Here is an 11,690-nt window from a genome sequence, read left to right on the forward strand (position 1 = left end):
TAAAATTAATGTTAGAGAAACCATTTTCTTTAATAACACCTTAGTTATTAACCAAATATAAACTTCCAACAAGCATCTTCCAACTTCCATCATATTTCACTACTTTTGCAAATTCAAATTCAAACATATACAATGATTTCGGCACAGGGTTTAGGATTGCATCACGCGGGAAATTATCTTTTTAGAGATGTTAATTTTACAATAAAAAAAGACGACAAAATCGGCTTAGTTGGAAAAAACGGAGCAGGAAAATCGACGCTGCTCAAAATCCTTTCCGGAGAAATCAATTTCTACGAAGGAACTGTCGTTCCTGAAGGCAATATAACGATTGGATTTTTGAAGCAAGACCTTGATTTTGTAAAAGGGAGAACGGTTTGGGATGAGACGATGCAGGCCTACGAGCAAATCAATGCGATGAAAAATGAGCTGGAGGAAGTTAATCATCAAATGGCAACCAGAACCGATTACGAAAGTGATGCTTACTCCGATCTGATTATCAGAATGACTGAACTTAACGACCTTCTGATGAATCACGACGCCTACAATTTGGAAGGCGATGTGGAAAAAGTATTGTTTGGTTTAGGTTTCAAGGCGGATGATTTTCAGAAAATAACCGATGAATTTTCCGGAGGCTGGAGAATGAGAATCGAATTGGCAAAACTGCTGCTTCAGAAAAACGATTTGATGCTTCTGGATGAGCCGACCAACCACTTGGATATGGAATCCATCATCTGGCTGGAAAACTTCCTTAAAGATTATCCTGGATCCATCGTTCTGGTAAGTCACGATAAACAGTTTATGACGTCCATATGCAACAGAACTTTCGACGTTAACAATAAAAAGGTTGACGATTATAAAGCCAACTATTCCAAATATCTGGAACTACGAAAAGAAAGGCGTGAAAAACTAGCTCAGGCCAAGAAAAATCAGGATGCGGAAATCAAGCAGATGGAAGACAACATCAACAAGTTCCGCGCGAGTGCGACAAAAGCTTCTTTTGCACAGTCATTAATCAAAAAGCTGGATAAAATAGAGAGAATTGAGATAGACAATGAAGATGTGTCCAAGTTCAACATCCGTTTTCAGCCTTCTGTGACACCCGGAAAAGTTATTTTTGAAGCTAAAAATCTGGGGAAAGCTTACGGCAACAAACAGATTTTTGATAATGTCGACTTTTTTGTAGAACGCGGTGACAGGATTGCACTTTTGGGTCAGAACGGACAGGGAAAAACAACTCTGGCAAAGATTCTTGCTGGCGACATCAAGGATTATTCAGGTGAATGGAATCTGGGTCATAACGTAAGCATCGGATATTTTGCACAAAATCAGGAAGAAGTTCTAACGCCCGAAAAAACGGTTCTTCAGGAAGCAGAAGATTCTGCAACGGAAGAAACCAGACCAAGAGTGCGTGACCTACTCGGTTCTTTCCTCTTCCAAGGTGAAGATGTGACCAAGAAAACCAAAGTCCTCTCCGGAGGTGAGAGAAACCGTTTGGCACTTTGTAAACTGTTGCTTCGTCCGTTCAATACCTTGATTATGGATGAGCCGACGAATCACTTGGATATTCAATCCAAAGAAATCATCAAATTAGCACTTCAGAAGTATGAAGGAACATTGATCGTCATTTCTCACGACCGTGAATTTTTGCAAGGTTTATCAGACAAAATCTTCGAATTCCGCGATGGCAAGATGAAGGAATTCCTTGGTGATATTAATGAATATCTAGAATACAGACAGAAAGAAAGCATCCGCGAAATCTCTGCAGAAAGATCAAAATTACATCAGGAACAAGAAAATAAAGAATCAAGGGGAAAAGTTCAGGAAGCAAAACCAACAACTGACAGCCAACAACCGACAACCATTATCAGCAAAGAGCAAAAAAACATACAGAATAAACTGAAAAAAGTTGAAGAAAAAATTTCAGATCTGGAACTGAAAATCGAGGAGTTCGAAGCTTCTTTTGCTAAGGAAAATCCTTCTGAACAGGTTTTGGAAACTTATAATAAAACCAAAGAAGAACTAGATTTGACGCTTCAGGAATGGGAATATCTGGGGAGTCAACTGGAAGCTTAAAATTAAAAATTTGAAACAATATAATACTGCATCGGAATTTCTGATGCAGTATTTTTTTTGTGGCAAGTGAGTGTTTTATGGCAATTTCAAATAAAACAATACTTAAGTACATAAAAATTTTGAACGAAGAGCAAGGTTCCGAAAGCTATAAAAAATCGATTTTAATTATATTTTTTTTTTAAGTATCAGAAGTGTATAATGACCTTAGTGGTAGAAGATAAATACATAAAAAAAACGCCTCCGATTTTGTATTGGGAGCTTTTTTATTGTGGATTTTTGAATCTAGCTTTCAACTCCAGATTTTCAATTCATATGTCCTAGAATCAAAAAATTCATACCTTCGCACTATATGAAACAGAACCAAAAATCAGCTGCCATCGGCTTCATTTTTATCACATTACTTATCGATATTACGGGCTGGGGAATTATTATTCCTGTAGTTCCCAAATTAATAGAAGAGCTTATTCAGGCAGATGTGAGTGAGGCAGCAAAATATGGTGGCTGGCTCAGTTTTGCCTATGCTTTCATCCAATTTGTTTTTTCACCGCTTGTGGGCAATCTTAGTGATAAGTATGGCAGGAGACCCGTTATTTTGTTGTCCCTTTTCGGATTTTCAGTTGACTATATTTTTCTTGCATTGTCACCAACCATCTGGTGGCTGTTTGTCGGCAGAATTATTGCCGGAATAACAGGGGCAAGTGTCACAACGGCAAGTGCCTATATTGCTGATATATCTACGGATGAAGACCGCGCTAAGAATTTTGGGTTGATCGGTGCTGCATTTGGGATCGGATTCATCATTGGCCCTGTGCTTGGAGGTGTTTTAGGTCATTATGGATCCAGGGTTCCTTTTTACGCAGCAGCTGCTCTCTGCCTTATCAATTTTGTTTATGGCTACTTTATTTTGCCGGAAAGTTTACCAAAAGAAAACAGACGCGCACTGGATTGGAAAAGAGCGAATCCTATTGGTTCATTCAAATTTCTGAAAAAGCATCCTGAGATATCAGGACTAACCACAGCTCTGATTCTCATTTACATTGGTGGTCACGCTGTACAAAGCAACTGGAGTTTCTATACGATGTATCGTTTTGGCTGGGACGAGCGGATGATAGGGATTTCTTTAGGCGTTGTTGGACTGATGGTGGGGCTGGTTCAAGGATTATTAATTCGTTGGATCAATCCTAAGCTAGGTGATCAGAAAAGCGTTTTATGTGGATTGTTACTATATTCAATTGGGATGTTACTGTATGCTTTTTCATCAGAGGGTTGGATGATGCTTGCATTTACTGTACCATATTGTCTTGGAGGTATTTGCGGCCCGGCTTTGCAGTCCATCATCACTAAAAATATTCCGTCCAATGAGCAAGGTGAGTTGCAGGGTGCACTTACCAGTCTTATGAGTGCCACATCCATTATTGGTCCGCCACTTATGACACAGCTTTTCTACTATTTCACGCATAAAAATGCACCGTTTCTGTTTCCTGGTGCGCCATTTTTTTTAGCGTTTCTTCTTTTCCTTATAGGACTGTATTTTGTTTATAACACTTTTTCCAGTAAAAAATGATAAGTTGATTATTTAATTTATTTATAGTGATTTAGTCATTTGGACTACATAATGATTTTTATGAAAAAATTATCATTACGTCTGTATTAGTTAAGTTTATGTTTATTAATTTTGTATTATGGAATTGAGCTTAGGAGAAATACTGCTGATTGCCTTGGCAATGGTTGTTTTATTTGGCCCGGATAAACTGCCCGAGATTGCAAGAGGCTTGGGAGAAGGCGTGCGCAAAATGAAAGGCGCAGTAGAAGACATTAAAACCGAGATAATGAAAGAAGCGGATAATCCGGTCTCCGAAATCAAAAAAGAAATTGAAAAAGTAAAACAGTCTGCACAGGAATTCAATCCTCTGGCGGAAAAAAATACGCAGGAAGCACTTGCACAGCAAACCCCAAAAATCGATCTTTCCGAGGACGATACTCACCAAGGTCCTGTTAGCAGATAACTTATGAACGGGTTAATTGAGAAAGATCAGCAGTTATTATTGTTCCTGAATGGGCTTGGCAGCTCGTCGTTTGATCCTTTCTGGCTGATGATTACGGGGAAATGGTTCTGGGTGCCATTTTACATTATCCTCGCATACTATCTTTTCAAGAGTTTTCCTCTTAAAAAATTTATATTTATACTTATATTTTTGGCTATCGGGATTGCAATTTCAGATCAGCTGGCTGGAATTTTCAAAATCGGAGTTGCCAGATTACGGCCTTGTCATACCGAAGCTTTGATGTCTAAGATGCGTCTTGTAACCTGCGGAGGACAGTTCGGATTTTATTCTTCACACGCATCTAATTCATTTTTTCTGGTCAGCTTTTTATCTATGCTTATTGGGAAAAAATATCAGTTTTTACCATATATTCTCTTTTTGTGGGCTATACTAGTTTCTTACAGCAGAATATATCTTGGTGTCCATTTTCCTTTGGATGTTGCGTTTGGTGCTGGCGTAGGATTTCTATTGGGTGGTTTCTTGGCCACACTTACCAAAAAAGTTTTAGCAAAGAATTAGATTTCTTTAGGAGCTTTATCCCGCTATCCACTATATCTTTTTTTCGTTCAGCCGGCATCGCTTCGCTCGCCGCCTTCACTCAAAAAAGGATACCGTTTCTATCGGGGCTAGTTGGCAATTCGGGATATTTTAATCACTATACTAAATAGAATAAATTTCGGCGTTCCTTTCTAATCGTTATGATAGGGCTTTCCTTGTAGGATTGTAGCCGCACGGTAAATTTGTTCCACAAAAAACAGACGGATCATCTGATGCGTAAAAGTCATTTTGGACAGAGAGATTTTTTCGTTGGCTCTGTTGTAGATTTCCTCTGAAAAACCATAAGCACCACCAATCAGAATATTCACTTTTTTCACAGAACTTCCCATCCAATTATCAATCTTTTCAGAAAATTCTCGGCTGGTAAACTGTTTGCCTTTTTCATCCAGAATAATAACAAGATCAGAAGCATCGATATTGTTTTGGAAAAGTTTCGCTTCTTCTTTTTTTAGTTGGTCAGGAGTTAAGTTTTTGGCATTCTTAACATCCGGAATTTCCATCAGTTCAAAATTCCAGTGTTTTGGTAATCTTGGAAGATAATATTTCATCAGAGAAACAATTTCCTTATCGTCAGTTTTTCCGATGCAGATCAAATTGATACGCATTTAGTATATTTGTAAAGCAAAGATAAAGAATGGCAAAAAAGATACAGCGTTTTTTTTCAAGAATCCAGAATTTTTTTGACAGAATACATATTCCGGTTTTGGGTATATCTTTATGGAAGATGCTTTCTATCTATTTAGATGCTATTTTCAAGAATCCTTTGGGACGGCAGGCTGCAAGTATCTCCTGGAGTTTTTTCCTCAGTTTATTTCCGATGATTCTTTTCTTCCTATCTGTTTTGCCTTTTATGCCGCATTATGACAAGCTTCAGTTTTATATCTTTGAAGTGCTGATGCCGAAAGTATTTCCATCTCATATGCAGAGCGACGTGACGGGTTACATCCAGTCCAGCCTAATTCCGAATATGAAATCCATAAGTAATTTTACGATTCTTTTATCCTTCATATTTGCGACAAACGGCTGTTTTTCCCTTATTAACGGATTTAACAGGAATACAGAACTTCAGCGAACTTTTGTAAAAGAATATCTTCTGGCGATGCTTATTACAATATGTTTCCTGAGTTTTGTCTGTTTATCGATTTTTGGAATTTATTACAGTGAGGTTGTACTCAAACTGTTTACACCAGCTTACGATATTTCCTGGTTTACAAAAAATCTAACCAAGATCATCGGATTTATATCATTTCCTTTGTTCTATTTTATCCTTCTCACTTTGTTTTATTGGATAGGGTGCATCAAAATCACAAGGTTGAGAGAAGCTTTTCCCGGCGCAGTTCTAACTACCGTTCTATTTGTAATACTGACTTATTTCTTTGCCATTTACGTCGCGAATATTGCAAGATATAATGTGCTGTACGGTTCCATTGGCTCCATTATTTTGGTAATGGTTTGGGTCAATGTCAATGTTTTTCTTGTATTGATGGGTAACGAACTGAATCTTGCTATTAAAAAAGTCAAACTGGAAAAACTGATTCGTGAAGAAATGACTTCAGGCGCAATAGAAGCTTAGAAATTGTTTTAATTTTATTTATTGATATATTCCCAAATTACTGAATATGGCTTCGACAGGCTCAGCCTGACAACGCTAAAATATCACGATTAGTATTAGTGATGTCACCCTGAGCTTGTCGAAGGGGTTATTGTAAAAATAGACGTTCCTGTAATTGCTATAAATTATTTGAAATTAAATTTAAACGGGCAAAGAACTTTTCTTTTTAGTCTTTAAAATGATAAATCCTACAATTCCGGAAAGAACCGAAGCAAATAAAATACTTATTTTAGAAATATCCTGATTCTCTATATTTCCAGGGAATGCCAAAAGCGATACAAATATCGACATTGTAAAGCCAATTCCCGCCAGAAAACCGGCGCCAATCATTTCTTTCCAAGCTGAAAACGCAGGTAATTCGCCTAGCTTAAATCTAATTGCTAAAAATGAAAAAAGATTAATCCCGAATACTTTGCCAGCAAATAACCCGAAAATAATCCCCAAACTCAGCGGACTTACAAAATGATCCAAAACTTCAGCTTGAAACGTTATGTTCGTATTGGCCAAGGCAAAAATCGGCATTATGAAAAAGCTTACGGGAATATGAAGATGTTCTTCCAATTTTTCCAATGGTGAAATCTCAGTATCAGACACATTTGTTGGAATCGTAAATGCCAATATTACACCTGCAATAGTTGCGTGGATGCCAGAATGATGCATAAAATACCATAGAAATAGTCCCGGAACAAGATAGAAAATAATTTTTGTAACCTTTAACTTATTGAGGATTATCAGTAAAAGTGTGATTCCGCCACAAACACCGAGGGAGAGCCAATCAATAGAATCGGTATAAAATAATGCGATCACAATGATAGCACCCAGATCATCTACAATCGCTAATGCGCTGAGAAATATTTTTAAGGAATTGGGGACACTTTTGCCCAGCAAAGAAATGATAGCCAATGAAAAAGCAATATCAGTCGCCATTGGAATAGCCCAGCCGTTTTTATAATCTGTACTGTGATTGAAAGCTATAAAAATCAGCGCAGGAATCAGCATTCCGCCAATCGCTGCAAAAATGGGGAGGCTTGCTTTTTTGATATCAGATAATTCGCCTTCCACCAATTCCCGTTTGATTTCCAGTCCCACAAGTAGGAAGAAAATAGCCATTAAGCCATCATTGATCCACACTGACAAAGAATAATTCAGATGAAAAATCTCTGTCCCGATTTTTGTATCCAAAAAATTCTGGAAACCTTCGGCTGAAGAAGTGTTGGCAATAATCAATGATAAAAAAACGCACAGAATAAGAAGGATTCCGGAAGTCTTGCTGCTATGGAAAAATTTCTGAAAGTATTTTGATAATTCCATTTAAACTCTTTTAACTTTAGACACACCATTGATCGCTTTCAGCTGTTTGAATGTTTCTTCCAGCTGACTCTTATTCTTGACTTCCAGATTGATATTACCTGTGAAAATACCATCATTGGAAGCTATGCTCATACTTTTCATATCCATACTCATATTATTACTGATGACAGCGGTAATGTCATTAATCATTCCTATTCTGTCCAGACCTTCAATTTCGATTTTTATTCTGTTCTTGAAACTTTCCGCATTCACCCATTTTGCCTGCAGCACGCGATAGTCATAGTTGGCTCTAAGATTAATCGCATTAGGACAATTGTCATTATGAACTTTGATGCCGTCAGAAATGGTTATAAACCCAAAAATCTTATCACCGGGAATCACCGTACAGCATTTGGCAAAAGTGTAGTTGAGTTTCTCTTCATCCTTGCCGAAGACAATCATATCCAGATTTGAGTCCACTTTTTCTACATATTCTTCTTTATTGGAAGATTTTCGGAAACGATTTATGAGGTTACTGAGAATACCCTTTTTGTCGGAATATCTTTTGATATCGCTAATATCAAAAGTGCCGTTTTGGAAACCAAGGAACAGATCCTGAGACGTTTTCAGGTTAAGGAATTTTTGCAGTCCGTTCACTTCTTCCTCACTGAAATTCAGCTTGGCGTGACGCATTTTTCTCTGAAGAATTTCTTTTCCTTCTGCAGTATTCTGATTTTTTTCAGAATTAAGGATGTTTTTTATTTTCGATTTTGCTTTGGAAGTGACTACAAACTCCAGCCAGTCGGCTTTGGGTTTTTGATTTTGTGATGACAGAATATCTATCTGGTCACCATTCTGAAGCACATAACTGATCGGAACCAGCTTTCCGTTGATTTTGGCGCCCAGACATTTCATACCTAGATCTGTGTGAACTGAGAAAGCAAAATCCAAAGCTGTAGCACCGATTGGCAGAATTTTGATATCACCTTTTGGCGTAAAAACAAATACTTCTTTTGAGTAAAGGTTGAGTTTGATGTTGTCTAGCAGTTCCGATGTAGAAAGATTCTGCTGCTGTTCCAAGACCTCACGGATCTCAGAAACCCAGCTTTCAAATCGCTGGTCATCACTGTTTTTTCGGTAGCCTTCTTTGTATTTATAGTGTGCAGCAACACCTTTTTCTGCAATGTCATCCATTCTCTCGGAACGGATCTGTACCTCAATCCATTTTTTGTCCGGACCCATCACGGTAAGATGTAAACTTTCGTAACCTGTAGATCTCGGCTGTGAAATCCAGTCACGCATTCGGGAAGGATTACTTCGGTAGAGATCCGTTACAATAGAGTAAATTTTCCAGGCTAGGAACTTTTCGTTCTTTGGGTCAGATTTATAAATGATCCTGATCGCATAGTTATCATAAACTTCCTCGAATGTAACATTCTGCTTCAGCATTTTTCTGTAAATAGAGCTGATGGCTTTTGCCCGTCCTTTGATGGTGAAGTTCAGTTTTTCCTCTTTGAGTTGCTCGGAAACTTCTTTTTTGAATTCCTCAACATATTTCTCGCGGCCTTCTTTTGCCACTTCCAATTTGTTCAGGATTTCATTATAAACATCGGGATTATTATATTTCAGCGAAAGATCTTCTAATTCAGATTTGATGGAGTATAAGCCAAACCTGTGAGCCAGAGGTGCGTAGATGTATGCTGTCTCAGACGCAATTTTTTTCTGCTTCGCGGGATGCATACTTTCCAGCGTTCTCATATTGTGAAGTCGATCAGCAATCTTAATGAGAATCACACGAAAATCTTCGGAAAGCGTTAGCAATAATTTACGGTAATTTTCTGACTGAACCGAGATATTCTGCTGGTTCATCACGGAAATCTTAGTTAGTCCGTTTACAATATCAGCGATATTTTTCCCAAAAATCTTTTTAAGATCATCGTAAGTATATTCGGAATCCTCTATTACATCGTGTAACAAAGCGCATGCAATACTGGTTGCACCCAAACCAATTTCATTCGCAACTATTTTGGCGACTTCTATTGGGTGATAGATATAGGGTTCACCTGTTTTCCTGCGCTGGTCCTTATGCGCATCCAGAGCAATGTCAAACGCCTTTCGGATGAGTTTGTTCTGTTCCTCGTCTAGCGTCCGGTAAGTGTTGGAAATGAGGTCTTTATATCTTGCAAGGATTTCCTTGTTTTCCTTCTCTAAATCGTAAATCATCATCGAATGTTATCTCAAAACGAATATAAGAAATTATATACAGATTATCAAGCTATCTTTGTGCCAGTTTTTCTAATAATATTATTTTGAGTAAGGAAAATTGCTGGTTGCTTTTTTGCAGATTTTATAAGGTTTTGATTCCTTTTTACATCATGTTTATGCTTTATTTGATGTTTTTCGGATTTGGCAGGTCACCTTATGATTTTAATATTGTCCGCTTAGTTCCGATGGTTTCTACAGCAGGTTTCATCAGAGAAACGATTCAGTGGAAAACCATTGTTATTAATGTTTTTGGAAATATTATAATGTTTATTCCGTTTGGATTCTTAGGAATCTTAATTCCTGATTTGGAACATTTCAGAAAACTGATGTCTAATTTTATTTCTGCAATTATCATCATTGAGAGTTTTCAGTATTTCACCAGATTAGGTGTTTTTGATATTGATGATATCATTCTGAATACAATTGGTGTTGCCATCGGATTCGGAATTTACAAATGGCTGAACAGAACAATTATTGATAGGGATTTTTAGTGTGAACTTCCATCCATCTGGAAGGATCATTGATATTACTCCAGCCAAATTTCCTGTAAAGTTCATGTGCATCTGCTGTTAAAAGAATCCATCTTCTTAAGCCTTGTAATTCGGGATGATGCATAATAGTTTCCATCAGTAATTTTGAAAGACCAAGACCACGAAATTTATCCAGGATAAAGACATCGCCCAGGTAAGCAATCGTCGTGAAATCTGTAATAACCTTTGCAAACCCGATTTGTCTGTCGTGATAAAATACACCAAAACAAAACGAATTTGCAACAGATTTTTCAACTATTTCTTTTGAAATTCCCTTTGCCCAATACGATTCTTCGGATAAATACTTGTGAATAATTTCTATATCCATTTTGGATTTATCGGTAGAAATATAAAAATCTTGTTGATTCTCCATTGTTATGAATTTAGTTCCTTTGCTCTGTTTTCCGCTGCTAAAATTCCGTTTTTCACAATTGATTTCAATTGATTCTCTTCGAAAGTCTTCAGAGCAGCTTCCGTTGTTCCACCTTTGGAAGCGACATCTTTTATCAATTCTTCCAAAGATTTATCAGAATTGTTGATAAGATGATAAGCACCCAACATTGTCTGTTTTACGAATAATTTTGATAGATTTTCATCGATTCCCATTTCTGTTCCCGCTTTTATCATGGCGTCGATGATATAATAGAAATAAGCAGGTCCGCTTCCTGAAAGTGCGGTTACGCCGTTCAAAAGACTTTCGTCTTCTAAATAAACAGAACGTCCTGTGGAATTTAGTAAACGCTCGACGTTCATCAATTCTGAAAAAGAAATGCCTTCTGCCGCGGTATAACCCGTGATTCCCATCCCGAGAAGAGTGGGAGAGTTGGGCATTGCTCTTACAACAGATTTATGATTGAGAAGTTTTTGGATTTTCTCAATCGAGATTCCTGCCATAATTGACAAAATCATCGATTTTTCTGAAATTTTGAAAGGTAAATTCTCTGCGACAAAACCAAAATCCTGAGGTTTCACAGCAATGATGATGAGGTCAGCTTCCAAATTTTGAATTTCATCAAAAGACGAGATTTCTGACTCTGGAAAGAGTGTTCTTATTTTGTCTTTTTTATTCTCGTTTCTTGTGATGAGGTGTAGATTTTGCGGTTTTATCAATTCATATTTCAAAAAAGATTTTGAAAATGATAAACCCATATTTCCTGCTCCTAAAACTGCAATTTTCATTTGTGTTTTTATATTTTTATTTATTGAATTTATGTTAAACACAAAGGCACAAGAATAATTTTCTTTGATTATAGATTAAGGCACGAGGAAAATTAAAAATTGTTAATTTTATAGCATAAAACTTTGTGCCTTAAAACA

General features: G+C 37.2%; 11 protein-coding genes. 6 read left to right on the plus strand and 5 right to left on the minus strand.

Going from position 1 to position 11,690, the window contains the following annotated elements; all coding sequences use genetic code 11:
* The first annotated feature begins 132 nt into the window (after window positions 1-132).
* The 4 genes from EGH73_RS05725 to EGH73_RS05740 all read left to right on the plus strand — a co-directional run bounded on the left by EGH73_RS05725 (window position 133) and on the right by EGH73_RS05740 (window position 4,637).
* Window positions 133-2,073 (plus strand): ABC-F family ATP-binding cassette domain-containing protein, encoded by a 1,941-nt coding sequence (locus EGH73_RS05725; RefSeq protein WP_089770271.1) that lies wholly within the window; start codon window positions 133-135, stop codon window positions 2,071-2,073.
* 349 nt (window positions 2,074-2,422) lie between these two features.
* Window positions 2,423-3,637 (plus strand): TCR/Tet family MFS transporter, encoded by a 1,215-nt coding sequence (locus tag EGH73_RS05730; protein WP_123281060.1) that lies wholly within the window; start codon window positions 2,423-2,425, stop codon window positions 3,635-3,637.
* Window positions 3,638-3,755: 118 nt separating this feature from the next.
* Window positions 3,756-4,079 (plus strand): Sec-independent protein translocase subunit TatA/TatB, encoded by a 324-nt coding sequence (locus EGH73_RS05735; protein ID WP_123281061.1) that lies wholly within the window; start codon window positions 3,756-3,758, stop codon window positions 4,077-4,079.
* Between the two features lie 3 nt (window positions 4,080-4,082).
* Window positions 4,083-4,637, plus strand: coding sequence for a phosphatase PAP2 family protein (locus EGH73_RS05740; protein WP_123281062.1), 555 nt, complete (start codon window positions 4,083-4,085; stop codon window positions 4,635-4,637).
* A gap of 170 nt (window positions 4,638-4,807) precedes the next feature.
* Here EGH73_RS05740 and rlmH read toward each other — a convergent pair whose 3' ends face one another.
* A complete protein-coding gene (gene rlmH, locus EGH73_RS05745) occupies window positions 4,808-5,281 on the minus strand; it encodes a 23S rRNA (pseudouridine(1915)-N(3))-methyltransferase RlmH (protein ID WP_123281063.1) in 474 nt (157 codons plus the stop codon).
* A gap of 29 nt (window positions 5,282-5,310) precedes the next feature.
* Between rlmH and EGH73_RS05750 the strand changes: the two genes are divergently transcribed.
* Window positions 5,311-6,249 (plus strand): YihY/virulence factor BrkB family protein, encoded by a 939-nt coding sequence (locus tag EGH73_RS05750; protein WP_123281064.1) that lies wholly within the window; start codon window positions 5,311-5,313, stop codon window positions 6,247-6,249.
* Between the two features lie 180 nt (window positions 6,250-6,429).
* Here the strand turns inward: EGH73_RS05750 and nhaA are convergent, their stop codons facing one another.
* Window positions 6,430-7,599, minus strand: a complete 1,170-nt coding sequence (nhaA, locus tag EGH73_RS05755) for a Na+/H+ antiporter NhaA (protein ID WP_123281065.1) — start codon at window positions 7,597-7,599, stop codon at window positions 6,430-6,432.
* A complete protein-coding gene (locus EGH73_RS05760; protein ID WP_123281066.1) occupies window positions 7,600-9,801 on the minus strand; it encodes a RelA/SpoT family protein in 2,202 nt (733 codons plus the stop codon). It abuts the gene before it with no gap.
* A gap of 152 nt (window positions 9,802-9,953) precedes the next feature.
* On the opposite strand from EGH73_RS05760, the gene EGH73_RS05765 reads away from it, so the two are divergent.
* Window positions 9,954-10,334 (plus strand): VanZ family protein, encoded by a 381-nt coding sequence (locus EGH73_RS05765; protein ID WP_123281067.1) that lies wholly within the window; start codon window positions 9,954-9,956, stop codon window positions 10,332-10,334.
* Here the strand turns inward: EGH73_RS05765 and EGH73_RS05770 are convergent.
* On the minus strand, window positions 10,315-10,746 hold the full coding sequence (locus EGH73_RS05770; RefSeq protein WP_123280123.1) for a GNAT family N-acetyltransferase: 432 nt from the start codon (window positions 10,744-10,746) through the stop codon (window positions 10,315-10,317). The genes EGH73_RS05765 and EGH73_RS05770 overlap by 20 nt on opposite strands.
* A gap of 2 nt (window positions 10,747-10,748) precedes the next feature.
* Entirely contained in the window at window positions 10,749-11,552 is an 804-nt protein-coding gene (gene proC, locus EGH73_RS05775) for a pyrroline-5-carboxylate reductase (protein WP_123280122.1), read from the minus strand.
* Window positions 11,553-11,690 lie beyond the last annotated feature (138 nt).

The sequence above is a fragment of the Epilithonimonas hominis genome (genome assembly GCF_003730015.1).
GTDB classification, from domain to species: domain Bacteria; phylum Bacteroidota; class Bacteroidia; order Flavobacteriales; family Weeksellaceae; genus Epilithonimonas; species Epilithonimonas hominis.

Excerpts from the sequence above, each read along its gene's own strand:
- EGH73_RS05725 (WP_089770271.1), top strand. The coding sequence starts at position 133 with ATGATTTCGGCACAGGGTTTAGGATTGCATCACGCGGGAAATTATCTT.
- EGH73_RS05730 (WP_123281060.1), top strand. The coding sequence starts at position 2,423 with ATGAAACAGAACCAAAAATCAGCTGCCATCGGCTTCATTTTTATCACA.
- EGH73_RS05735 (WP_123281061.1), top strand. The coding sequence starts at position 3,756 with ATGGAATTGAGCTTAGGAGAAATACTGCTGATTGCCTTGGCAATGGTT.
- EGH73_RS05740 (WP_123281062.1), top strand. The coding sequence starts at position 4,083 with ATGAACGGGTTAATTGAGAAAGATCAGCAGTTATTATTGTTCCTGAAT.
- rlmH (WP_123281063.1), bottom strand. The coding sequence starts at position 5,281 with ATGCGTATCAATTTGATCTGCATCGGAAAAACTGACGATAAGGAAATT.
- EGH73_RS05750 (WP_123281064.1), top strand. The coding sequence starts at position 5,311 with ATGGCAAAAAAGATACAGCGTTTTTTTTCAAGAATCCAGAATTTTTTT.
- nhaA (WP_123281065.1), bottom strand. The coding sequence starts at position 7,599 with ATGGAATTATCAAAATACTTTCAGAAATTTTTCCATAGCAGCAAGACT.
- EGH73_RS05760 (WP_123281066.1), bottom strand. The coding sequence starts at position 9,801 with ATGATTTACGATTTAGAGAAGGAAAACAAGGAAATCCTTGCAAGATAT.
- EGH73_RS05765 (WP_123281067.1), top strand. The coding sequence starts at position 9,954 with ATGTTTATGCTTTATTTGATGTTTTTCGGATTTGGCAGGTCACCTTAT.
- EGH73_RS05770 (WP_123280123.1), bottom strand. The coding sequence starts at position 10,746 with ATGGAGAATCAACAAGATTTTTATATTTCTACCGATAAATCCAAAATG.
- proC (WP_123280122.1), bottom strand. The coding sequence starts at position 11,552 with ATGAAAATTGCAGTTTTAGGAGCAGGAAATATGGGTTTATCATTTTCA.